Origin of the sequence: Alteromonas sp. RW2A1, assembly GCF_001886475.1 — a bacterium.
Taxonomy (GTDB): Bacteria; Pseudomonadota; Gammaproteobacteria; order Enterobacterales; family Alteromonadaceae; genus Alteromonas; species Alteromonas hispanica.
In genome coordinates this window covers 2,076,440-2,101,102 of sequence record NZ_CP018031.1, presented here as the reverse complement: position 1 = coordinate 2,101,102, position 24,663 = coordinate 2,076,440, and the positions used below count along the sequence as shown (strand labels likewise).

The window sequence follows — 24,663 nt, the reverse complement described above, 5'->3', positions numbered from 1 at the left end:
ACCTATTCCCCCAGCGCCGTAGATTTAACGGTGTAATAACGCTGTTTGCGAATGGTCTGAATCACTTGGTTAAAGTGCGCCAGCAATTCTTGCTCTGAGCCGTATCTTCGCTGCAACGCGGCGTACTCCTCATTGATTTGGCGACGTGCACGTTCAAGATCTTCCGTTAACAACTTCGCATAGGCATGATCTTCCACACCCGATGTGCTTCTAGCTGCGTTGAGCATGTCTTCAACCAATGCTCGGGCCATCTCAACAGCAATAAATGGAGCCGCTCGTGAAGCAAACGACCTAGCAGCCCCTTCATTTAATGCAGAAAGTGTTCTAATCATGCCGCCAATGCTCGCGGGAGCCGAGGTCATAAAAGCCTGTTCGGTGGTGCTAGCAGCCCCTGTATTTCGAGCAAATTTAAAAATAATGCCGTTACTAGAACCTGTACCAAGAAGTAAATTTTCTACCTGAGTTGATAACCCGGTAAGGGTCACGTTAGTGATTGTCGGGTTCAAACAACCGTCTTGCGTCACTGTGTCACATCGGTACATAGCGACGTTACCGCCGTGAATTAGATGCTCAATAGTCACTTTATTGCCATTCAGTCTGGTCAGTTTCGGGGCTTTACCTTGGCCATCAGCGGCATTAGCTAGATCACCAACAATGATCGAACCCGTCACCGACATAACTGCTTCAAGAAAACGGTCATCCCCCGATGCAAACCAGCTTGATGCCGAATGACGTTTCAGTGCTCGCCAAACCAAATTACCTTTAATCGTTCTGTTTACATCAGATGCCGCGACACTCGAAGCGTTCTCATATGGGTTCTTACCATTGGATTCACTCCAACTGGTAAAAACGTCTCCAGCCCCTTTAAGTGAGCTCAACATGCTGGCTTCTGTTTGCCCCTTTATACCAAAAGCAGCCAGGGTATCGTTCACAACTCCCTGAGCCATTTGACAGGAATTGCCGAAATACTCGTTCAACTGCTGGATTTTCTTTTGCAGTGTCTCCATGTGCTGGGAGCATTTCTCACACATAGCACTGAGCGCCAATTGGAATGCGTACCCCTTGGCGTTTGCAGCAACAGAGCGAAGTAATTGAACAAACTGATCCGCGTTAACAAATGACAAACTTCCCGCGAACATATCAATGCCACCACAACCGGCTTGGAATGACGGAGGCACCATAGAGACGAGGTTCTCGTTCATGATTCTGTTACGGACAACAACGCTTCCACCAGATATAACGCCACGCCGCTGACTCTCGAATACACCTGGCGCAGTGGTGTTGGTCATTGAACCAAACAACTGGTTCATCTCCTGTTGCAAGCTTGCTTGGCTCATAGATGAAAAACCAATCGCACAGGCGATTAGCGATACTCGGAATACTTTTTTCATCGTTATAACCCTCCTTGTGCACGCAGATAGCGAACAAGGAACTCAGGGTCCTGTAATATCTTTTCGTTAAGCTCTTGGGCTGACATCGCGAGTGACACGCCGGGTTGAACAGGTCTGGTGGCATAGTAAGTTTGATCGTCAATCCAACCGGCTTGATGGGCTGCGAGAATGATTCGATTATTGAGCTCATCAAGGCTCATTGCGCCTTGGCCAATCGGAGTGATGACATTAGGCGGATCAACTAAGAACACGGCAGGGACAGTCGTAACGGACAATGATTGAGCTTGTCCTGAATCGACTTTGAAATTGGGAAACTCTCCACCCGGTAAAGGCAAGCCATCGACAGCAATAGCAAACACCTCAAAACCGTAGTTCAAAGCCATGGATTCGATGATAGGCGCTTGAGCATGGCAGTAAGGGCAATCCGAACGATAGAAGAAGAACAAGCCAGCTCGTTTTGCTACCTCAACTAAAGCAACATCCCGTTGAGTGCCAGCTTCTCTATCCATCCGATTGGCGGCATAAGTCGCCAAGGGTCTTCGACTGATTTCATCCAAAACAGGATCACCCATGACCACCTGCTGACTAACATCAGCAAATAGTGAGCCCTTATCCATCATGACGCGCTGAAGATAAAGATAGGCTCTGACATTCTCACTCGTTGGCTCATCAATTGCCTTGTCCATAAACGATTGCATATGCTCTCGGAACCATGCGGCACTGAAGGGCTTTAGTTCGCTCTGACTGGACTCCACGACACCAGCTTCCGGCTCTATCAGCTCATCAGGCTGCTCAGGTTCAGGAATGACCTGATACCAAAACCAGCCTTCCTGACCACGCTGATAGAATGGCCCATCACTGGCATGGGCGGGCAAGATGAATAGAAATAAAATAATGATTGGGATGGTCACCCATAGGATAAACCAAGGTAACAAAGGGGTTCTCATTGTCAGCTCCAGAAAATTTCATAGAGCTAACATGCTAAAGATCCCCATAAGAGCGATTGGCCAGATAGATGAAGGAATCGTGTGTGTTTCTGACTAGCTGTTTTGACCAGTAACAACAGCTAACTTTAATGAGCAAAATATATGACGACGATTGATGGGGGGAGCCGATCAGATCGTAGCTTCTTGATTTAGTTCCATCGATTTAAGCAACAAAGCCGGATGCAGTGTAAATATGGGATAATAATCTCCTACCTTTGTGATGCTCTTTTAATCGGGGTCTGTTCCGTTATCGCTATCTAATCTAAGAACAAGGGCACTCGTATTTGAGTGCCCATGGTTTATCTGGATTCAATGGCTGGCTAATCAGGAGGCTACATCATGCCCGTGACAAGGCCTGCCGCCACAAAAAATACGATCATCCACAGCACCGAAAGGTTGAGCTTTTTGTGTAGATAGAAACCTACAATCACTAACGCCATGTCGATGGGAGCAACAACTGCGCTGCTAAATACTGGCTGGTAAAGTGCCGAGAGTAGCAATCCTACTACCGAGGCGTTTACACCGTTGATGGCGCCGGAGACCAACGGTTTGCTTGCCAGTGCTTGCCAGTTTTTAAGTACGCCAAGCAGTAAAAGAAAACCTGGTAGGAATACACCAAGCGTTGCGATCAGCGCACCTAAAATTGGCGTATCCGAAAGCTCATAACCGATAAAAGTTGCAAAGGTGAACATTGGCCCCGGTACAGCTTGTGCAGCGGCGTAGCCTGTTAAAAATACATCTGGGCTGAGCTGATCGCCAACAATGTTTTGCAGAAGCGGCAGCACCACATGACCGCCACCAAACACTAAGCTACCAGCTTGGAAAAAATCACTAAACAGCCCAAGCAAAGGCAACGTATGAGCCACTAACGGTAAGCCGAGTAAAAGCACCGCAAATAGAGCCAGTGGCGCTATAGACGGTTTAAACGGCTCGGTTGATGGCACGGAGCCTTTCCTCAGATATCGCAAACCGACAATACCGGCTCCGAGCAACACGAACATTTGCGTCATGATGCTTGGTGCCACCAACAACGCAATCGCAGTCGCGACGCACAAACCAGCGGTCAGTTTGCTTTGGCAGAAGTTTTTGTACATGCCCCAGGTCGCATCCGCCACGACAACGACAGCTAGTAGTTTTAGCCCGTGAACGATGTTTTGAAACATTGCGGTGTCGGTGATTTGGCTACTCACCATCGCTAGCGCCAACATGATGATCACCGAAGGAAGCGTGAATCCGACAAATGCTGCGCATGCACCACTTAAACCGCCGCGCTTATAACCCAATGCAAAGCCGACTTGGCTTGATCCCGGTCCCGGCAAAAACTGACTGAGCGCGACAATTTGAGCGTACTCGCTGTCATCAAGCCATTTCAGTTTCTCAACAAAGGTTTGGCGAAAATAACCAATATGAGCCGCTGGGCCGCCGAAGCTGAACCAACCCAGCCAGAAAAAAGTCTTGAAGATAGTGAACATGTCGAGCCTGTTTATTTAAAAAGCATTTTTGCTAATTTATCGAATGCTATAAAATGACTCAAATTGATGATTTTGATTTCATCTATGAATGAAATGGGATGAGGGTGTTGAAGTGAAAGAGGACATTCAGTGGCGCAACATTGACTTGAACTTGTTGGTGACGTTTTCCTACCTGTATCGCCATCGAAGCGTTAGCGTCGCGGCAGAGAAAAGTTGCGTTAGCCAGTCGGCGATGAGCCATAGTTTATCTCGTTTGAGGTTGTTGTTTGATGACCCGCTTTTTGAGCGCAAAGGGCATAAGATGCAGCCCACAGAGCACGCTCACCACATCGCGCCAACCGTGCATAACTTGCTGGACTCTATCGCCAAAGACTTGCTCACTAAGTCTGCCTTCCAACCTGAAAATTACGCGGGTGTATGTCGCATTGGGTTAACGGATTATGCTGAGTTTATCTTTGCGCCTCGGGTTTATGACGAAATACGTCAGCGCGCACCAGAGGCGCAGATCAGTTTTATTAACGTCAATCGTAGCAACTACGTGGCATTAACAGAGCAGGAAAAGCTCGATGTCATTATTGGCAGCATTCCGTTGTTAGATGACAACTTTGAGAGCTTGTACTTGTACACCGAAAAACACGTGTGCATGTGTGATAAACAGGTATTGAAAGGGGAAACACAGCTGTCTCTGGAAGCGTTCGCTAACATCGAGCAAGCTCTGGTAAGTCCCGATGGGAGCTTAAAGACACAAGTAGACCAAAAGCTCGCAGAACACGGCTTGAGGCGTAAAGTCACCGTGGCTTCGCGCAATTTTCTCACCATTCGGCATTTATTGAAAAAGCGCGATCTAATTGCCATCGTGCCAGAAAAAATGGCGTTGGCGGAGGGCTTTTCGGACGATCTCATTACTGTTAAGCCGCCGATCGCCGTTGCGGATTTTGATATTGCCATGCTGTGGCATTCCAGCCGAAACAATGAAGACAAAGGCATTTGGCTACGCGAGTTAATTTCTTCGACCATCAGCTCTAAATGATAAACATTTTGGGCACTCATCGTGCCTAGAGTTATTTGTTGTTGAACTTCTTACTACCCACTGAGTTATTAGCGTTATACCGAAATAGTACTGATTAAGTAAAATGAATGTCTTTGGTTAGGAGTAATGATACTCCTGATTTAATTCATAAAAGAGGATAATGGAAAAGGTATCATTGAGTTGTACCAGGTTGCTGAGGTCTGCTATCGGCACCTAAGTAAGTATCGCCAATACACATTAGCTCACTTTACTTCGAAAACCGTAACCAACGTTTTAATTGAGCCACCAGGAATCATAACAAAGTACATATTGCTCCCCACATGCTGCCAGACCTCGGCCTCTTGTGCATATTTTTTTGCTTTTTGGATAGCGACGTTTTCTGGCAACTGAGTTTTAGTTAGCCCCGAACATAGCAGCTTTGAGCACAAAGACTTCCAAGGATGCTTAGGTACGCCGTCTGAAAGCCGTTCCACGAATCTTTCAAGCGCGTGACGAGTCACCACGACAGGTCCAATTTTCGGAACGTTGATGACCTCATCGATGTCTCTCACTGTAGCATTATCGACGCTGTATTCTTCGAAGGAATGTGAGAGCCAATCGTCCTGCTTCTCTACCGAGATCTGTGCTTCCTGGTATCGAGTTAGCAAAAACCTAGTCAGGCTGTAAAGTGAATGCTGAGTTGAGCGTTGTTTCTGTAACTTTTTGATAGCTCCTTTACTGACCCGGATTTGAAGCCCATGACCGCTTCGGTTACTTCCCATCACCTCTTTCACTGACAGTAGGTGATGAATAGCATAAAGCTCAGCTGCAATTGGCTTTTGCTGCTCAGGTAGCTTGTCGTATTGCTCACCTAAATCGACCTTTAGCTCACCACCTCTTCGAAGGCCGGTCTTCCAGTAAACCGTAAATTCACCATCAATCTGCTTTGTTAACAGGGTTAATACCATCATGTTTGTTTCTCCTATTGGTTCTCTATTTTTCATTCTCCATGTTTTTTCAAATATGCAAGGCGTAAAAAAAGGGGCCGAAGCCCCTTGGATCAGATATGAACTTTCGGAAAGCCCATGGCACCGTAAACATTCAGCACATCATTCCAATCCCAACTTTTCACGCCAAGTGACGTTGGTATCGGAGGGATCAAGACTTGTGTCAGAATGCCTTTCTGCCAGGCTTTTTTCTTGAGTTCATTCGCTGCATTCAGGCCGGTCTCAGAGAGATCATGATCTGCCCAGATGTACAGCATTTTCACATTACTTGGTGGTTCAAACCTAGCCAGTAGGGTTGCATTCACAACCGACCAACATGTTTGTCCCGTTGCTCTGGTAACCGCTAAAGCCGTTTCGATACCTTCAGAAACACCTAGTACCTCACCAGGCTCACCAATCGGAATGGCACCACCTGTGATTGTTCTGTCACTTGGTATCGGCATCATCTTTTTAGGCCTTTCAACCGGCGCTTTGAATCCATCTTCACTTAGGTAGATCCGATGGAACGTGGCCGAACGCCCTTGCTGAGTAACGATTTTACCTAGCAGCGCTGGGTAGCTATCGATAAACAGGCCATCTTCATCATGGTAAGGCAAGTTTGGATGAAACCTCAGCACCGAATCCCATTCAGGACGAAGCCGGGTAACAATGCCACGACGATGCATGTAGTTCCAAACTGGTTGCGCACGAGTATCTGCAAGAGAAAACGTTTCTCCCCAGGTTTGATTCAAGCGATGGATAATCGCTTTGTCCTCTTCCTGCCTTTTCGTCTTCCAGTCAACAGCGTTACTCGGTATTACCCGAGTTGGTACTTGTCCGGGTTGAATACCTAGAACTTGACCGATTGCTTCAATAGACTGAGCAAAGTTCCATCCATTAATCCAAGACAACAGTTCAAAGCCATCATGAAAGATACCGCAGGTATTACAAACGCCACCACCGGTATATTCAGCATCTTTGAACAGCCTAAAGCCATCACGACCGCCATGAACAGGACAAGCCACATGACGGCCTTTTCGAGCAATAGCAGCATCAAGTTCTGGCACCAACGCCGCCAAGACTTGAAGCCATTGGCCATTGAGATATGGCCTTACTGTGTCAATTTGTAAAGGTAACGCCATATAACCTCCTTAAGTAAAATGCCGACTCCTACCACAGGAGGTAAAAGTCAGCTTGGGTCCTGCAATGAGCCGTTTGGTTAATGCAGGAACGTTAGTCAAGCTGGATACCATGTCGTCTTAATAGCCACATGATGGAATCACGAAGCACATCAGGATCGACAACCGCAGCCATTGAGCAAACACGAAAGCAAAATGGCGCTATTTCGTCATTTTGAATCCACGACAACACATCCTTGCGCAACCGAGTGCTGACACGACCGTCCAGCAATACTCGGATCGCATCCAATAGAATGCCTTCGCGTAACTGCCAGATTTCCGTGTCAGACCAAGTGACTGGGGCATCATCAAACTCAAATAGAAATTCGAGCTGTGATGATGTGTGTTGATGGGACTGCTTTTGTGATGTAGGAGAATGGGCAATGCGCCCATTCATTAAAGATAACCGCGTTCGGCAAGCGAAACGCAGCCCTCGGATGCGACCACAACATGGTCAAGCGTTCGAATATCAACAAGTGACAAGGCGTCACGGAGTCGATGAGTTATGCGTTTATCAGCTTCACTGGGCTCAGGATCACCCGATGGATGGTTATGAACCAGTATCACTGCTGCCGCATTAAGCTCTAGCGCACGCTTTGTTACTTCCCTTGGATACACGCTCGCCGCATCTAAAGTGCCTTTGAACAGCTCTTCAAATCGAATAACGCGATGCTTTGTATCAAGAAACAGCACGCCAAAGACTTCGTGCTCATACTCGTGCATCAGTGTTTGCAGGTATGAGAACGCCGATGATGGCTGTTCAATTTTGCGACCTTTACTCAATCGACCACGGGCAAGCTTGAGCGCCATATCTAAAATATCCGCTTCAGTCACTTGCTCAGGAACGATGTAAGTACCGGCTTCTTCGCCAGCTAAGAACTTTTTGTTTTTCATAGGAGTCTCCACAAAAAAAAGCGGAGACGAACCCATGCCCTGAAGGGGACGGAATCGTCCCCGCAGGGTGGTATAATTGATGTGGTTACTGAATTAACAGTTGTTGTGTTACTTCGAATAACTCACGCTTTAGATCTTTGACGTCATTAATCACAATGCTTTGAGGAAAGAATTTCTCAACACTGCGTGTTTGAATCCCGATCCCCAGCAGCTCAAAGCCACTGCGTCTGCACCGGTCAACAATGTCATGCGTGGCAGCCCAATCATCTGGGTCACCATCCGTTAGCACTATCATTAGCTTTCGCTTCTGTTTTTGCGCTAACAAACTGTTTGCCGCAAACCACATTGCTTGTGCCATAGGCGTACAACCTCGTGGTTTTTGGTCAAAACAGGCGGCCCGATGTCGAACCGATTGCTTGGGCAATAACGCGATAGAAACTTCCTGATGAATACCAGGAAAATAACTGACCGCAGGTACAACACCCGGTATGCCTTCCAGTGCCATGGCCAAAGCCAAAGCGGCTTCATTGGCAACATGAAAGTACTTTCGATTACCTTCGCCAATGGGTTTACCCATTGAACCCGATATATCGACCAGCAAGTGCACAGCAGCATTAGGCGCAATGCGAGGTTGCCTTTGAATAAACAATCTCGACTCACCTGCTTGTGAAGCGGCAAGACGATGGGTTGCAACTCGAAGACCGTGCCGTTTGGCATGATTCCGATTGTCCTGACTGGACTGAACCATGCCCCTAAGTCGGGCTCGAATTTGAGCGGACTCAGACGCCGATAAGGTCAAGATGGCCTCATCACCCAACATAGCGTGCTCTGCTTGGGGCAAACTGAGTGGAGTGACACCCTGATGTCCTTCAGCTTGTTCCGACAACACTTCTGCCACTTGGGCAAAGGTATCGGGTTCAAACTGAGCAGCACTGGCCTCTAAGGCTTGTCGCAAATTGTCAGCTTGATCAGAGTGATCTGAATCCCCCGTTTCAGCAGCATCCCCCATTGCAGACGAGTCTGCTTCCGGGGTTTGACTGTCACTACTGTTATTGCTGTAATTACTCGCATCTTGTCCAATGTCATCACCGCCATCAGCATCCGACTCATCCTGTGGTGGACGAGATTCTTCTTCCAACATGGAAACGATGGCATCGACAAGTTTTAGCACTTCACCTGTAGACACTAGGCTAGGCACTGCTGTCAGCATGGCGCTTAACCGGCTCATCGCTGCGGCAGGAAAGAGTTGTCTCACTCTTTCATCGACTGCTTGATACAAAGGCGTCAGCGCTTTCTGGCCCAGAAAATGGCATCTCAAACGGAACAACAACCATGCTTGCAAGTTAGATGCAGGCTCAAGCTGTTCAGGTACACACATTTGCTGTGTGTCCACCATGTACTCAATCACTTGCGAAATACTGCGCCGGGTTCCGGGGTAATCCTTTGCCAATTCGTTTTCAATGCGAACATCCTCAATGATATTGAGAAGTGCCTTTCGGATCGGCTTGGACGACGCCTTCTGCACCATTTCAAAATTAGTATGCCGAATATGCGCCGCTTCATGAGCCAGATAACCCCAAGCTATCTGTTGATAGTGTGGGTCGTCTGGGTTTGCTGTTGGGATCACAATCCGCTCACCATCGGTAAACGCATCTTGTCCTTGAATAAGCACCTTCACACCAAACTTTTCGCCATAAGCGGCGGCAACGATTGGCAGTGCGTTTTTTAATGGATGATTCATGGGAGTCTCCTAATCATTAGGGGGAATACTCCCTCAGCGGGAGCGTTTCCCCGCTGGGAATGTGGATGTTTAAACCTGTGCTTTTAGCTTATCCAGGTCGTATTTTTGACCTAACCAAGCCACCAATTGAGCTGGACTCTCGTGCTGTTCAAATGACGTTTTAAGCTGGTCTAAACTCAGGATGTCATCCAATGTCAGACCGTACTGGTCCTGTAACTGAGTAGACACCTCGTGTTGATATTGCAGCCAGTCCCGCTCAAAAGCGGCTTGCTGCAATGCCATGTTTGGAACAAATACCATGGCTGATAACCAAACACCTTGTGCGTCCGCATCTGCGATCAGCACAGGGTTCTTAGGGATCACGACACTATGTGTTGAGTACGACCGTTGTACTAACGCTCGACAACACGCCACTTCTGGTATCGATTCACTTTCAACCGCATCAGTCACACCACGAAAATGCGGTTCAAACTGGTTCAGTTGGCTGGGGTTATGGATGGTTGATTGCATAATTTCCTCTTACATAGTTCAGAGGACATGCGCCCTTCAGGGCAACATGCCCTCAAGGACGTTAGAAATAAAATGAGTTTGGTACAGTCGAACCAAGGTTTGGTCTGACGGTTGGTTGTGGTATTGCACGTAAGTTATCTGCCTGAGTAGATACTGGCTGTGCGGGTTTAGGTTCAGGTTTGGGCATCAGTTGTCTGATATCCAATTGACCTTCACCGTGCATTCTCATCTTGTCTGGATCAGACAAAATTAAAATGGTCGCCATCAGTTCGTGATAGAGATTGTCTGTCACAGGGCCGGTCTTCGGCAGACGAACAAATAAATTGTCCATCGCTTCAACCATCGGCTGAACTCGATGATCCAGGAATGACAAACCATCCAACTTGTCTCTTAATCGCTTGAGAGGATTAAGGGCTCGCTGGCTGATTTGATTCTTACCTGCAACGGAACGCTCAAACAGTTCATTGGCATCACGAGCCACCTCCCTAAAGAGGGTGTGTCCCATGCCATTGACCTTGTCATCTAAGCCACCACCTTGTTCAGCCGGTTGCATTCGATAGATGGCATAATCGAACTGAAGCCGTTGTTCCACGTCTTCGATGGGTGACAGCGCACGCCGGATTGCATCTGCAAATTCCGGGTGTTTTGCAACCCAGTCAAACGTCACCTGATCATAGTTGTCCAAGAACAACTGCTTGCACTGCGCAAACTCCTGACCGATCCGGTCAAGCTCTGGAACAATCTGATCAATTCGGTCCTCAGGGACGGCATAGCCACCTAAAAACCGCACACCGACTTGCTCACACAAGCGCTGCGCTTCTTTCTTAAGCCTTTCAAAGTTCGCCAATGCCTCAGGGTCGCAAATTTTTTTACTCCCTAAGCTGGCAACATCCTTCGGTGGAAGTTGGCTACCATTGGCTAATCTGAAATCTTCAGGCCTTAGTTTTTTTCTACCGCTCCAGATGGAACAGTCGATGTGACAAATCAAAAGTTTGTCGAGGGTTTGAATACTCATAGTGCATCCTCATGCGAGATGGGGACGCACCACTCCCAACAGGAGCAATGGCCCCCATTTGGGTGGTAGTAGTTGACGCGCTAATGGCAACATCACTATCAGAAATAGTAATTTTGCGAATCAGGCGACGATTGGTTGAGATCGATTTTCGCAGGCATTAAGTCCAGTGCTTCAGCTATCGGGCGAACCCGCTCTAAATCACTGCCTAAAAGCCTCAATACATCTTTTTCCAACTTCAGTTGGTCAGATACTTCTATCCCATCAGGACTCGCTACTGTGAGCGAACACAGTGGTGGTAATTGACGCTTAAAGGCCAGTAACAATAACAATGGCCATGGGCCATCATCAGTGTTAACAATGCCAGCGCCTTCACCTGACACCATGCTGATTTGATTGGTACTAGGTAATCCGCTTTTGCAAAATCCTAATGACCATTCTCCAATCCTGACCCGGTTATCATCAATAACAGCCAAGCCATAGGCTTCAAGCAGCTTTGCCATATCGAACAACGCTTTTTGCGCCAGCGAGATTTGGCCATTGACGTCCTTGCGAGTACGAAACTCCCAACTGACGTTATTGGCGCACGCGACACTATCAAGCGCATTTGAGAGTTCAAATGGCCGCCCTTGATGATCAATACCGACGTGTCCAACAAATCGATAACCCTTGTTGATTTTCTCATTGATTCTTCGGTCTGCTTCTGCGTTAGGATCAGTCGAATCAATCAATCGCTGCTGCGACAATTGACCGGCTTTTCCAAACCGAACTTCAATCTCCTGGTTATCTGATCCAACATAAATGGCCCATTCTTTGGCTGTCCCATCAGAATGACTGTAACGGTAAAGAGCAAAGCACTTTTCCATCATCAATCCTCCCAGTGATCACCGAAGACATCAGCGGCAATACGGTGAATGGCTTCACGTTGCTCCAACTCAGCACGAGCCGTCAAAGACCGAACCAGTGCATACTCCACTGCGTTAGGAGCACCTTTAAAAGCAAGTGTTAACTTTGCCCAGCGCACCAAGGTCCGAGTGGACATGGTGATACTAAGCTCAGCACCGCCATCCGCGCCCCCAATAAAAAGACGACGAATGTCACCAGCCACCTTCACCATTTTTTGGCGAAAGACTTCTGGCAAGCCCGGCGCAACGTTCTCCAGAATGGCTTCCTCTACAGAAGGCTCTGCATAGGTCGCTTCGATGATTCTAAAGCGATCAAGAAAAGCCAAATTCTGTTGAAGCACACCTTGATACAAGCCCGTTTGATCACCGCTGCCCGCACTGTTGCCGGTTGCGATAAAACGAAACTTGTTATGTGGCATGATGATCTCACCGCCATTTTGTGCGATGACCAACGGGGCACCTTCCAAAATGTCATTGAGCCCAGCCAGTTCAGCAGGCTCAGCAAGATCCATTTCATTAATGATCAGCAAATGGCCATGCTTGACAGCCATTGCCAGCGGTCCATACACAAAGGTCATGTTGCCATTAACCAGCGTGTGGTGACCGATAAGATCGGACAACTCCAATCGACCGTGCGCAGTAATTTGCTGAACAGGCCAATTCAATCGAGAAGCAACTTGGCAAATTAGCGAGGTCTTACCGCATCCAGTGGGGCCTGTAATATACAAACCGTCACCGTCTGGGTTAGACAAAAACGCCAATACGTCACGTAAGTCTTCTTTTCTAAAAACATACTCGTCCTTGCGAACGGGAATGTTTGGATGGGTAGTGTCGGCACCAAATCCTTCCAGAACGAAAGCATCAGGAGCCGGGACATTAAACGCTTGATTCACTTGAACCAAAAATGGGGATTGTTCAGTCATGATAAACCTCATCAGTTTTGACGAGGCCCCATGCCCCAACAGGGAATGAAGTCCCCGTCGGGTGGTGTGTTGATTGTGGTATGGCTGTGTATGTAAGAGTTCAGCTCGCTCTATCATTCGTATCCAGCATTGGCTACGAGTGAAACTGCTTTCTGATGCACTTGGTATAAGCGCATTAGAAAGGAGCCGAAATCGGCTCCAAGTGAACGTTAAAAGTAGAATGAGCTCGGCGAGTCACCTGGCAGAACTAAGTTCTCTTGCTCAAGGCTGATTTTGATTGGTGTTTCAACGGGCTGATCTGGCTTATTGGTGCTGATGCGCAACCGCTCTTGTGGCGCTTTTCGGTAAGCGGCTAAAACCTGTTCATCCAGCTCGCCTAATTTATCGGTGGCCAATTGCTTATAGTCCACCGCACCTGCCATCATGTAGCGGCTGAGTTTGACCCCAGCATAGTCGGCATGAGCGTAGTTACCCATCATAGCGACCAATTTCGACTGAGCATCTCGCATTTCCTCTTTCAAAGATTTAATGTGGTTTTCCAGTCGGACCACTTCGGCGTGTGCTGAGCAATACTGTCGAGACAGCGATGTCCAACGGTATTGGGCTTCACCCTTGGGAACAAAACAATCTTGCTCAGGGCATTTTGGCGGTTCTTTTTTAGTTTGAACTAACTCCCAAAACTGAAGCGCCGTTTCTTGCAACTCAGTTAAGAACGCCGCGTCTCGTTGTATTTCAAACTCAATCAGTTGATCCTCAAAATAGAATACCAACCAACCACGCGTGCTATTGGCGACCAGTATTTGATGCTGTACTTGTACCCAATACAACTGGTACGCCTCGCTTTGTTCTCGGTGAGCTTGCACATCCTCAAAAACTGACTGGCAAGGACATTTCAGTTCAACGGGTTCGCCCGCATCGTTGATGCCATCAAAGCTGGCTCGAAAGATTGCGTTATGATCGGCTTCTGCACATAACGGCAGAAGAAAGTCATTATGCGCATTCTCAAATGCTCGCCTTGCTTGAGGCTCCAACCTTATACCGCGAAGCACATTTGGATTATTCGACAGGTCTTCCGGTAATACGAATCCAGTTTTTTCTGCCCATAATCGCCAAGGTGTTTTGTAGGGTGAACGCCCCATAATAATTGGGGCTTCAGATGCCGTAACCCCTGCAATGCGCCACTGGTGCCATGCAGGAGTACGTTGTGATAGGTCGATAACCTTCATATTGCCTCCTTTGAGGGGGAGACTCCCCCGAAGGAGAGAACTCCCCTTCAGGGTTAAGTGGTTACTTTGCTGCTTGTGCTAACGCTGTTTGGTGCTGAACAACACTTGCTTGAACCGAATCAATTGCCGCTTTACCGGCTTGAATCGAACCTAAGACAAGGGCAACAACCAATACCAAGCGAAAAAGTGAGGCTGATTTAGTCATGGAAGATCTCCAAAAAAAGACGAGACCTTCCCCCTGACGGGAGAATAATCCCGCCAGGGTTAGTAAAATGAATGCGTGGCGCTAAGAAGCTAAAGGCTGTGTGAGCGCTTTGGCTGCTTGTTGCTGTGCATTAAATATTTCTTGTTTCGCAAACGTCAGTTCAACACCTTGAAAATGTTCATTGGCATATTCCAATGCACTATTCCAAGCGTTTGAAGCTTCCGCCCGCTCGATAAGCTTGTAAACAAGCCCTCGGGTTCGATCATCAACTTGCTCGGGTGGAATCACCGATGGCTCAACAACGTGTGTTGCTTGGCCTTCGATAATTCGCTCTGCTTCGTCTTGATCGAAAATTCCCACAAAGCCAAACGCAATGCGGGAACACTGGATCATGGATTTATGTCTTAGCATTCGCTTAGTGTGCGTCTGCCATGGACCATCTACACGGTAAGGGCCATTTTTGCCGTTACCTTCAAAAGGTGGTCGATAGACTTCATCCAGATACTCAGTGATTTTGACTGGGTGCGAACGGTCGCGCCGATAGATGATGCATTCCATCCATTCAGGGCATTCTTTCGCGCCATCCAGTGAGACTTTGTTTTCTGAAGTCTTAAACTCCATGCCATCAAACTGGTCGTGTTGATTGATGATGCGAGACCATCCATCGACACCTACCACTGGAATAATTCCAGCTTGTTTATCAGGGAACGCAAAAATCTCTTTGGTGAAAGGGTTCAAGCCGTACTGATCTGCAACCACCAAGAGCGCCATCATCTGCTCATTGGTCGGTGCACTACCGTCACGTTGCTTGAATGCTGTTGCTTTTAGGGTATCGAACAATTTGTTTGGATCGACACTAAAGCGCTCAGCAAAGCGTTGGATTAGCTTTGGTTTTTCCATTATGGACTCCGACAATCAAAGTGGGAGTCTGCCCCTGACGGGAAAGTACTCCCGGCTGGGTTAAAGCGTTTTTGCTCGGTTAAAAATCTGGTGCAGGATAAGTTTGTGCCCAATTAGCTTGGGAGCTCGCATCATCCGCTGGTGATGGCTCAGATGCTTTGTTCACACTATCAAGAAGCAAAAACTCGTCCGCGTCCACTTCGGTCAATCGATGCTTAATACCATCTTTCTCCCATGAACGCGTGCGCTGAGGACCTTGAACAAAAAGCTTCGCGCCTTTTTGGATTAAATCTTTTGCCCTTAGCCCTAACTTAAATCCACCACGATCTCGAAAAACAACCCGATGCCATTCCGTATGCTCTTTGAGCTCATTGGATTGACGGTCGCGCCATTTCTCAGAAGTGGCCAGCGAAATGCTGGTCACCAAATCACCTGATGGATAGGCTCGCGTCTCTGGCTCAGCACCAACGTAGCCTATGAGTGTTACTTGGTTTTTCATGATGTTCTCCTCGTCTTAGTTGAACTCTGTGCACACAGTCGCTTCTACCCGGCTGGGCAAAGAAGACTGACGACGCAGATAGGTTGGTATTTCGAGTAAAGCCATGTCGTACTGATGTGGCTCTTTGTAAAACGCAGATGTCAAACGGGGCATACCAGGAGCTTTAGGCACTGCCATTGGACGACGTTTTGGTGTTGGTGTGAGCAATCGCTTGATTTGAGTAAGTACAAATCGAAACGGGCGCACGCTTTGACGAGCAAGCAATCGCAAAAGCGACCAGCTCAGTTTTGCAAGCAACATAATGCCTGCGATTTGGATAATAAATCCGAAGATATATTCCATTGGTGACTCCTTATGTTGGTTTTGAAGGAGTCACCCCCAACTGGGGAAAACTCCCCCAGCTGGGTGGTGAAAAGGCGAACCGTAAGGAACGCATGGTTGAGCATGTAAAAACATGCAGGCTATTTGTTTAAGGAGGCTAGCTACCTCTTAGTACCACTGAGAAAACTCAGCGGCGGGCTTCCTTTGAGCTCATGCTCTCAGGCGCAGATATCACTGAAACAGATCAGCAATATTTGATAGTCAGTGTAACCGTCTTATCCAGACAGGATAGTTAGAAAGATGCTCAATTCTTCCACCTAGCTGAAAGGCCATTACCTCACAGAGGATTAGTCTAGGGACTGATTATTGTCATATCAGGAGCAAACTTATGGCCCAAGCAAAACCCAATTACTCAAAACCCATCTTTGAACAATCATTCACAATTAACAGCTTACAGGCGCAACGTGTCGTTGACCGTGTTTTTAGGCGCACGGTCAGTGCGCTCTACGGAATCGATGTCATCCTACGCATCATTGGCGATGAGAACGAAATTGATGAAGTGGAACAGATCATTAGCCAGCTGATCGAGGATTGCGCTATGGCGGTAGACAACGAACAAGCTCGTTTGGACAAACTGATGGAGTCCAACGGTATCGATGAAGTACCTGACTACACCGATCCGATTACCTTCAACGCCAAAATCAGCTCGCCTCAGGTTGGCCAGTTTGTTGGCTTAGTGCGCAAACTCGATGCGTTGATGATCTCAATGGACACACTCTGGTTATCTAGCGTGCTTAGCAACAAGCAACGCGTTGATGGCAACTACGCATGGCAACAGCGCATTATCAAACTTGCACGACGCATTATTGATATCGAAATTCGAGCACGAAAATCAGCCCAAGCTAAGGGTAAAGAAGCAGAAGTTGAGCAAGCGGTGCCTTCAACCGATGACGATATCACTGAAGAGGAAACAGATAACCCCGCCAACTAGCCAACTAGGCTCCCATCAACCAGCCCCTCTCGAAGGGGCACTATATCGCTATCCATGCTATCGGTAATGAGTTCAATAAACAGTATACAATGTACGCATAATGCAGTACATTGTATTGCTTATTTATCATGGAGAAGCACAGTGTCGCGTTCCAAAGAAGAGACTTTGTCAATACGAACATCTAAAGAAATCAAGCTGTTGCTAAAAGCAGCAGCGGAAAAAGAACATCGCTCTCAAGCGTCTATGATAGAAATACTAATTTTGGATTATGCAAAATCGAATGGGCTAAGCACCATCATAGCCTCAGATAATACTAAGTAGTTACGTCTGATTATTTTAAATCGTTATTAATATGATGAAATAATTAGTATTTAATACGATAAACGACTGAGTAATTCGATTATAAATGAACATTGCAAAGGGGAATAATAGTGGCTAACGGTAAAATACTGAGACAGTTGATTAGGGCTGGAACCATTGGTGATTCCGAGGCCTTTCGGCTTGCTTCAGAAGCTGTTATTCAAGATGAGCGTCAAAAGCAACATCACCTTCTTGCAAATGATCTTGAGCAGATATTGTATGGTGAGCATTTAAGACCGCTTAAACAAAATGGACGTAACGCTTTGCCTACTCCTCCTGTAGATAAAGAGCGAGGACTACCACTTTTAGATGTTCGACAAGCTCAGCGACCAATAGAAGAAATGGTTTTACCTGAATCTAGTATCGCACCCATCGAGGAACTTCTTGAGGAACACCGCCGTGTCGATGTACTGAGAAGTTTTGGAATGAAGCCTTCTGGAAAAATTATTTTTCATGGTCCTCCAGGTTGCGGGAAAACCTTAGCAGCTGAGGTCATTGCTTTTGAGCTTGATTTACCTCTTGCAATTGTTCGTCTCGATGCGTTGGTATCTTCTTTTTTGGGTGAAACAGCCGCGAATCTTCGCAAAGTTTTTGATTTTGTTTCTGAACATTCTATGGTGGTTTTATTTGATGAATTTGACGCCATAGGCAAAGAACGTTCTGACTCAGGTGAACATGGTGAGTTACGCCGCGTCGTTAACGCAGTGCTTCAGATGATGGACGCTTATCAAGGGAAGAGTCTAATTTTAGCAGCTACAAACCATGAGCACATTTTAGACAGTGCTATCTGGCGACGCTTCGATGAAAAAATTGACTTCCCATTACCTGATGAGCTGCAAATACAACAAATTCTTTCACTCAAATTGCGTGGTGTACGTCGCCAATTTGAGTTAGATGATAAATCTATCCTCGGGATATTTTCTACAAAGAGTGGCGCTGATATTGAACGTATTGTTCGTAGAGCAGTAAAAAGGATGATCCTACGTAGTCAGGAATTTTTGACCGTTAAGGACTTGAAGCAAGCAGCTTCTCGAGAAAGTTAAAAAAGGGACTAGGAATGGCTAATTATGAACATCTTAAGATTGAAAGAGAACTGCTTGAAAATGAACGTAGAACAAGGAAAGTCAATATCCCAAAACATCCACGAGGTGATCTTCGGGGGCATGGTCAAAAATTATCTAGAGACTTAACTGAATCAATCAGATTCGCACAAAGTCAGCAAACGTCACGTCCGGGTAATTTTGTACTGAAAATTCGTTATACAGGACTTCTCGATATTACCCATCTAAACAAACATGGTATCGAGTTTGTAAGCCAAGAAGACAATCATCTGTGTGTTGTTTTTGTTGATGAAACCGGAATGACTGTGTTTGAAGATCACCTGCAACGCTTAGGTTTGGACGAGACAGAATTGACGTACAAGCAGATTCTCGAGGCCATAGAGGGAATCGATAACTGGACAAGTGATGACCGGAAAAGTTGGGCTCTAAGAAGGCATGGCTTACCAAGGTCAGAGAAGTTTCTCTTAGATGTAGAGCTTTGGCCTGTAGCTGTTGCTCATCACCCAGAGAGATTAAGCACTTGTGATGCATTTGAGCGTTGGCTAGCTCATAACGGAATACGGCGAACAGATAAAGTTAACCTTGATAGCTTAGTAATGTACCGTTTGGAGGTTAACTCTAGTCAGGCTAATCTACTGCTGAATCACTCTGATGTCAGACTTGTTGATCTCCCCCCCAAGAGCGGTATTCGCTATAGCCAACTAAATTGTGACATCAATAGAATTCCTGAAGGAATACAATCCCCTACTCATCAAGCTGCAAGAGTTTGCGTCCTTGATAGCGGAGTAAATACTAACCACCCCCTGTTGGCACCCGCAATTGCGGAAAGTGCAGACTTTATTGGTGATACAGACGGCATGGATTTGAATGGTCATGGCACTGCTGTTGCTGGTGTAGCTCTGTATGGTGACTTGGAAGCGTGTAACTCAACAAATTATTGGCACCCTGAACTTTGGATTTTCAATGGTAGAATTCTTGATGAGAATGCAGAATTTGACTCCAGTTCTATCGAAAAAACTCTCATTGAAGCTGTAACCTATTTTGTCGAAGAACACCAATGTCGGATTTTCAATTTGTCGTTAGGGAATTCCAATGCACCTTACGATAATCGTCATATTCGAGGAATTGCGTATGTCTTGGATAAATTGGCTAGGGACTTCAATATCTTATTTGTCGTTTCTGCTGGGAACTTCTCAGGCTCTATCGATCCAGATGTGCCAAGACATAGCTGGAGAGACGAGTTTCCAGAATACCTTCTAGCTGACGAAAGTATTATCATAGATCCAGCTCCGGCACTAAACGTTCTAACGGTGGGAAGCTTGGCTCGACATAATGCGACTTTCGATGCTCAACGGTATCCTGAAATTGGGCAATTGGCTCCAGCCACAGAAAATCAACCATCCCCATTTACACGTCACGGTCCCACTATTAAAGGTGCAATTAAACCCGAGCTGGTAGCTATGGGTGGAAACTTGGCTTCTCCAATAAGAACAGGCAACGAACTCAATGCAGTTATGCGAGGCATGGGGGTACTGACCTGTAATAGTCGATTCGTTGGGAACACATTGTTTAGCGAAATTAGCGGAACAAGTTTTGCGGCACCTTACATTACCCATCTTGCAGGTCGTTTATTGAATAACTACCCGAAGGCTTCTGCTAATTTGCTCAGAGCACTACTGGTTAATCATGCGAATATGCTGTCGGAGATTGAAAGCAGCTTTCCTGAAGATATGAAGAAATCTTATAGGAGCGCAAATGGACGAGATGCGTTTAGAGATATAGCTGGTTATGGTGCTGTTGATGAGGGGGAGCTTTTTAGATCTTCACAAAATGCCGTTGTCTTAATGGCTGAAGAGAAAATTGAAAACAACTCGCATCACTTTTTCGAACTGCCGCTTCCCGATGATTTTTTAAGGTCTCAGCGTGCTTCCAGAGAAATTAGAGTTACTCTGTCTTATTGTCCAGCGGTCAGGACAACTAGGATAGACTATGTGGCCACTAAAATGTCTTTTAGGTTAGTCAAAGATCAGTCGCTTGAGTCTGTTCAAAGGCATTTCAATCACAGTACTCAGGATGAAACTAAAACCAGAAATGATGATGCTACAAGTAATAGGGACATAAGTGCTGAATTAAGAGGTAAAGGTACAGTTCAATCTTCAACTTGGCGGATTAAACAGCCGAAGCCTTCTGAAAAGTGGTTTGTTGTAATTACTCGACAAGATAGAGATTGGGGTGAGGCGTTGAGTTTCGAACAAGAAGACTATGCCTTGGTTGTGACTGTCACTGATCGAGAGAATGAGGAAGCCCAGCTGTATAGCCAAATATCACAACGCATAGAGCTTAAGGCTAGAGAACGTGCACGGGCTCGAGTGTAGGGAATTCTTGTTCTGTAAAAATCACCCATGGAACGGGAAGATTTAATTTTTCGGGCCATATGTATTAGGAAAAAAGGATGAAACTGCACAGTATTCGGGTTTCAAATTTTCAGAGTTTTGGTGCTGAACCAACAGAACTGACACTGGAAAATATTACCTATCTGATTGGCCCCAACGGGTCAGGCAAGACTGCTGCACTCCAGGCTTTGTGCCGACTGTTTGCATTTGATCCATCATTACGCCGTATTCAGCGCTCAGACTTCCATGTCCCGCACGATGAACAAGAAGCGCCCGAAGAAAGGCAGTTATGGATTGAGGCGGACTTCGTGTTCCCCGAGTTGGAGGATGAAGAAGATAACTCGACCGTTGCTCCCCATTTCAGTCACATGCGCCTTGATGACCCTGACGGAATTCCTAGGGTACGATATCGCCTAAGTGCCACTATGGGCCTGGATGGGGATATTGATGAGACTTTTGTGTATGTGCTTGAAGCTGGCCCGGATGGTTCGCCTCTAAATCCTCAAACGGTTCCAAGGTCTGAACGAAATCACATACAAGTCCACTATCTGCCCGCAAGAAGAGATCCGACTGACCACATAGCATATGGAACGAACGCGCTGCTTGGCCGCTTGCTACGGGCAGTGAACTGGGAAAATGAACGGGAGGAAGTCAAAGGGTTCACCGACCAGATTAGTGAGAGTTTGGCTGCTAATCCATCGGTCAATGCTTTTAGTGCCCACCTGAAGAAAACTTGGGGCACCCTTCATAAAGGCAGCTACTTTACAGATCCCAAGATTACTTTTGTGGCATCTGAGATCGAGGCGTTGCTTCGTCATTTGTCCGTATCATTCTCGCCTGGACATGATGAACATCTTGTCGATTTTTCCAGACTCAGTGACGGCCAGAAGTCGATGCTCTATCTGTCATTGGTTCTTTCATCTCAAGCAATTGGGCGTGCTGTCCTTGCCGGTGAGGACGGCTCTTTTGACCCAGAAAAATTGCGTCCGCCAGTCTTTACTTTGATTGCCCTTGAGGAACCAGAGAACAGCCTCTCGCCTCACTATCTGGGGCGGATTGTCAGCGCTCTGAACTCCATGACGAGCAACGAGGATGCTCAGGCCCTAATCGCTACGCATGCTCCGTCAATGTTACGACGTGTCGATCCGGAACATATTCGATATCTTCGACTTACCGAAACCCGGCAATCAAGAATTACGAAAATCCAATTACCCGCTAAAACCGATGAAGCGCACAAGTTTGTACGCGAGGCTGTCCAGGCATTCCCTGAGATTTACTTCTCACGTTTGGTTGTGTTGGGTGAAGGGGATAGCGAAGAAATTGTACTACCGCGCCTTTTCCAAGCAAAGGGTGCGCCAGTTGATGAATCAGCGGTTACGATTGCTCCGCTTGGAGGTAGGCATGTCAATCATTTTTGGCGCCTGTTATCAGCACTGCAAATCCCATTTTTGACCCTTCTCGATTTAGATGTGGGCAGATATCAAGCGGGCTGGGGAAGAATAAAGTATGTAAATAACCAACTTGGCTTATATCAACCTGAAAAAGTTCTGCCAAATACTTTTTCTTTATCAGATTGGAATGATGACAAAGTACCTGTTCGTACCCACCACTTCTTTGAAAACGGCACTAAGAGTGTATTTGCAGAGCTGGAAATGCGTGGTGTGTTTTTCTCATTTCCAATGGATTTAGATTTTTCAATGCTCCTTGCTTTCCCAGATGCTTACGGTGTTCAGCAGGAAGTTCCGGATGACTCAACAATTAAAGCCGTGTTAGGCAAGAGCCATCATGACCCATCCCAATATAGCTATGACGAGTTAAATCTTTTCTCTACGTATCACAAGCTTTTTAAACTGGGCAGCAAGCCCGCTGCTCATATCGAAGCTCTCGCTCAACTAAGCGACGAGGATTTGCTGGCGAACATGCCTGAATCATTTGGACGACTCACTGATGCCGTGATCGCCAAGCTTGCGGAACTGCCCGAGTGATTGCTGTAGATGCATGGCTGCCTTCGGATGGGCTAACTCTTGAACCCAATGCACTGCGGGCTGCGAAGGAACAAGCGCGCTGTCTTGCACTGACGGCGGGGCCGGGCGCGGGCAAGACGGAAATGCTTGCACAAAGAGCTGACTTCCTCCTACGAACCGGAACCTGCCGTTATCCGAAGAGAATACTCGCTATCTCTTTCAAAGTTGACGCCAGCAAAAACTTGAAGGAGCGAATCCAGCAACGCTGTGGACAAGAATTGGCTTCCCGTTTTGATAGCTACACATTTCATGCGTTTGCAAAGCGTATTATTGATCGCTTCCGAGTAGTGCTTACTGGTAATGATGCTCTTGATCTGGATTATTCGATTGGCGAAAGAAAAGTCACAAAAAGGCAAATTACATTTCATGATCTTGTACCGCTAGCAATTCAAATTCTTAAGGCCTCCACTGTCGCAAGAAATGCCATACGCCAAACTTACAGCGATGTTTTCTTGGATGAATTCCAGGACTGCACGGATCAGCAGTATGAACTCGTGAAGGTAGCCTTCCAAGGTACGAGCATTCGTCTCACTGCTGTCGGTGATACCAAGCAGAAAATCATGGGATGGGCAGGTGCATTGGACGGAATTTTCCAAACGTTCGCTAGGGATTTTTCAGCGGTCCCATTAAACATGTACCGAAACTTTCGTTCAAAACCACGCCTGCTTCGGATGCAGAACGAGATAATTCGCGTGCTCGATCCGGCTTCCGTCATGCCAGATCACCAACTTGCTGGTGAAGAGGGAGAGGTCTTCGCGTGGCAATTCGAGAATGCCCAGGGTGAAGCTGAGTACTTGGCCGATTTGATTGCCGGGTGGATAAGAAATGAACAGGTTCCGTTATCCGAAATCGCCGTATTAGTGTCCAAACAACTAGATCTTTACGCCAATCACCTGATGGTGGCATTGGAAGTTAGGGGAATACCGTACCGGAATGAGCAGGAGATGCAGGATATTACTGTCGAACCTGCCGCAAGGCTCGTTGTTGACTATTTGTCCTGTCTCTATGGCCAGCGAGAGCCCAAAGCCTGGATTCGGCTGATGAATCAATTGATTCCCTTTGCCGATGACGAGGTGCAGTCTAGCGTCAGGCAAAATTTCCAAAGCTTCTTCAAGGAACAGCGAAAAATCATCGCCATGGCCGAGTTGTTGGATGAACCGTTTTCGGGATGGTGGGATTCTGTGTGTAGATTTTTGAAGAAAATAGGAATGGAGACTCTTGTTGCTCTCTCGCCTGACTATGAGTCACATGCCAGATTAGGTGAAGTTGTGGGAGATACCAAAGCGCGCATTGAAGAATTGCTTGAACTTACCCCCGACTTGCCTCAAGCCTTGACTCGTTTCTCTGATGATCAGGCTGTGCGTATTCTGACTATCCATAAGAGCAAAGGATTGGAGTTCGACTCAACGATAATTTTGGCCGTTGAGAACGAAATATTTTTTGGGGATCAAGATTCTAATCTGTGTGCTTTCTTTGTTGGTGTATCCCGTGCCAAGCGTCGGCTTGTTCTTACATACGCTAAACAACGCGACAGGCCCCTTAACTATGCTAAAAGATGGGATGTAATTCGAACTCCACAACAGGAATATCTTCAATATGCAGCACAGTTTATTACCGATTTAACGCACATTTAAAAAGTCATTAGCTAAACTACTCAGTTCAAAACTTGCAAAGCC

24 protein-coding genes are annotated in these 24,663 nt (G+C 46.8%); 7 read left to right on the top strand and 17 right to left on the bottom strand.

What is annotated here, in order from left to right; translation table 11 throughout:
- Positions 1–2 precede the first annotated feature (2 nt).
- The 3 genes from BM528_RS09450 to chrA all read right to left on the bottom strand — a co-directional run bounded on the left by BM528_RS09450 (position 3) and on the right by chrA (position 3,849).
- Positions 3–1,391 (bottom strand): conjugal transfer protein TraH, encoded by a 1,389-nt coding sequence (locus tag BM528_RS09450; RefSeq protein WP_015066594.1) that lies wholly within the window; start codon positions 1,389–1,391, stop codon positions 3–5.
- Positions 1,392–1,393: 2 nt separating this feature from the next.
- Complete coding sequence (locus tag BM528_RS09445; protein WP_015066593.1) at positions 1,394–2,338, bottom strand: thioredoxin family protein; 945 nt, start codon at positions 2,336–2,338, stop codon at positions 1,394–1,396.
- A 371-nt stretch (positions 2,339–2,709) separates the two neighbouring features.
- The gene (gene chrA / locus BM528_RS09440; protein WP_015066592.1) at positions 2,710–3,849 is read right to left on the bottom strand and encodes a chromate efflux transporter; all 1,140 of its coding nucleotides are present in this window, start codon (positions 3,847–3,849) and stop codon (positions 2,710–2,712) included.
- Between the two features lie 88 nt (positions 3,850–3,937).
- Here chrA and BM528_RS09435 point away from each other — a divergent pair, with 88 nt between their 5' ends.
- Complete coding sequence (locus BM528_RS09435; protein ID WP_041702643.1) at positions 3,938–4,879, top strand: LysR family transcriptional regulator; 942 nt, start codon at positions 3,938–3,940, stop codon at positions 4,877–4,879.
- Between the two features lie 242 nt (positions 4,880–5,121).
- Here BM528_RS09435 and BM528_RS09430 read toward each other — a convergent pair whose 3' ends face one another.
- The 14 genes from BM528_RS09430 to BM528_RS09370 form a co-directional block, all read right to left on the bottom strand.
- Positions 5,122–5,829 carry a hypothetical protein gene (locus BM528_RS09430; protein ID WP_015066590.1) on the bottom strand — a complete coding sequence of 236 codons (708 nt, stop codon included), beginning with the start codon at positions 5,827–5,829 and terminating at the stop codon, positions 5,122–5,124.
- An 89-nt stretch (positions 5,830–5,918) separates the two neighbouring features.
- Complete coding sequence (locus BM528_RS09425) at positions 5,919–6,986, bottom strand: DUF7146 domain-containing protein (RefSeq protein ID WP_015066589.1); 1,068 nt, start codon at positions 6,984–6,986, stop codon at positions 5,919–5,921.
- A 91-nt stretch (positions 6,987–7,077) separates the two neighbouring features.
- Positions 7,078–7,419: a hypothetical protein gene (locus BM528_RS09420; protein WP_015066588.1), complete on the bottom strand. Its 342-nt coding sequence runs from the start codon at positions 7,417–7,419 to the stop codon at positions 7,078–7,080.
- Entirely contained in the window at positions 7,419–7,916 is a 498-nt protein-coding gene (radC, locus tag BM528_RS09415) for a RadC family protein (protein WP_000791199.1), read from the bottom strand. The genes BM528_RS09420 and radC overlap by 1 nt, the downstream gene beginning before the upstream one ends.
- Positions 7,917–8,001: 85 nt before the next feature.
- The gene (locus tag BM528_RS09410; protein ID WP_015066587.1) at positions 8,002–9,657 is read right to left on the bottom strand and encodes a VWA domain-containing protein; all 1,656 of its coding nucleotides are present in this window, start codon (positions 9,655–9,657) and stop codon (positions 8,002–8,004) included.
- Between the two features lie 69 nt (positions 9,658–9,726).
- Positions 9,727–10,167, bottom strand: coding sequence for a hypothetical protein (locus BM528_RS09405; RefSeq protein WP_015066586.1), 441 nt, complete (start codon positions 10,165–10,167; stop codon positions 9,727–9,729).
- Positions 10,168–10,228: 61 nt separating this feature from the next.
- Positions 10,229–11,182 carry a DUF3150 domain-containing protein gene (locus BM528_RS09400; protein ID WP_015066585.1) on the bottom strand — a complete coding sequence of 318 codons (954 nt, stop codon included), beginning with the start codon at positions 11,180–11,182 and terminating at the stop codon, positions 10,229–10,231.
- A gap of 98 nt (positions 11,183–11,280) precedes the next feature.
- Positions 11,281–12,045: a hypothetical protein gene (locus BM528_RS09395; RefSeq protein WP_442855911.1), complete on the bottom strand. Its 765-nt coding sequence runs from the start codon at positions 12,043–12,045 to the stop codon at positions 11,281–11,283.
- A 2-nt stretch (positions 12,046–12,047) separates the two neighbouring features.
- Positions 12,048–13,007, bottom strand: coding sequence for an AAA family ATPase (locus BM528_RS09390; RefSeq protein ID WP_015066583.1), 960 nt, complete (start codon positions 13,005–13,007; stop codon positions 12,048–12,050).
- A gap of 209 nt (positions 13,008–13,216) precedes the next feature.
- On the bottom strand, positions 13,217–14,233 hold the full coding sequence (locus tag BM528_RS09385; protein WP_015066582.1) for a YqaJ viral recombinase family nuclease: 1,017 nt from the start codon (positions 14,231–14,233) through the stop codon (positions 13,217–13,219).
- A gap of 61 nt (positions 14,234–14,294) precedes the next feature.
- The gene (locus BM528_RS18660) at positions 14,295–14,438 is read right to left on the bottom strand and encodes a hypothetical protein (protein WP_015066581.1); all 144 of its coding nucleotides are present in this window, start codon (positions 14,436–14,438) and stop codon (positions 14,295–14,297) included.
- A gap of 81 nt (positions 14,439–14,519) precedes the next feature.
- Complete coding sequence (gene bet / locus BM528_RS09380; RefSeq protein ID WP_000414662.1) at positions 14,520–15,338, bottom strand: phage recombination protein Bet; 819 nt, start codon at positions 15,336–15,338, stop codon at positions 14,520–14,522.
- A gap of 79 nt (positions 15,339–15,417) precedes the next feature.
- Positions 15,418–15,837 (bottom strand): single-stranded DNA-binding protein, encoded by a 420-nt coding sequence (locus BM528_RS09375; RefSeq protein ID WP_015066580.1) that lies wholly within the window; start codon positions 15,835–15,837, stop codon positions 15,418–15,420.
- A 15-nt stretch (positions 15,838–15,852) separates the two neighbouring features.
- The gene (locus BM528_RS09370; protein ID WP_000455722.1) at positions 15,853–16,179 is read right to left on the bottom strand and encodes a hypothetical protein; all 327 of its coding nucleotides are present in this window, start codon (positions 16,177–16,179) and stop codon (positions 15,853–15,855) included.
- Positions 16,180–16,546: 367 nt separating this feature from the next.
- Between BM528_RS09370 and BM528_RS09365 the strand changes: the two genes are divergently transcribed.
- The 6 genes from BM528_RS09365 (at position 16,547) to BM528_RS09340 (ending at position 24,621) form a co-directional block, all read left to right on the top strand.
- The gene (locus tag BM528_RS09365) at positions 16,547–17,149 is read left to right on the top strand and encodes a hypothetical protein (protein ID WP_015066579.1); all 603 of its coding nucleotides are present in this window, start codon (positions 16,547–16,549) and stop codon (positions 17,147–17,149) included.
- A 141-nt stretch (positions 17,150–17,290) separates the two neighbouring features.
- Positions 17,291–17,470: a hypothetical protein gene (locus BM528_RS09360; RefSeq protein WP_015066578.1), complete on the top strand. Its 180-nt coding sequence runs from the start codon at positions 17,291–17,293 to the stop codon at positions 17,468–17,470.
- A gap of 110 nt (positions 17,471–17,580) precedes the next feature.
- Positions 17,581–18,552 (top strand): AAA family ATPase, encoded by a 972-nt coding sequence (locus tag BM528_RS09355; RefSeq protein ID WP_020744900.1) that lies wholly within the window; start codon positions 17,581–17,583, stop codon positions 18,550–18,552.
- Positions 18,553–18,566: 14 nt separating this feature from the next.
- Positions 18,567–20,945 (top strand): S8 family peptidase, encoded by a 2,379-nt coding sequence (locus BM528_RS09350; protein ID WP_015066576.1) that lies wholly within the window; start codon positions 18,567–18,569, stop codon positions 20,943–20,945.
- A gap of 77 nt (positions 20,946–21,022) precedes the next feature.
- Positions 21,023–22,948 carry an ATP-dependent nuclease gene (locus BM528_RS09345; protein ID WP_015066575.1) on the top strand — a complete coding sequence of 642 codons (1,926 nt, stop codon included), beginning with the start codon at positions 21,023–21,025 and terminating at the stop codon, positions 22,946–22,948.
- A complete protein-coding gene (locus tag BM528_RS09340) occupies positions 22,945–24,621 on the top strand; it encodes a UvrD-helicase domain-containing protein (RefSeq protein WP_015066574.1) in 1,677 nt (558 codons plus the stop codon). The genes BM528_RS09345 and BM528_RS09340 overlap by 4 nt, the downstream gene beginning before the upstream one ends.
- Positions 24,622–24,663: the final 42 nt, after the last annotated feature.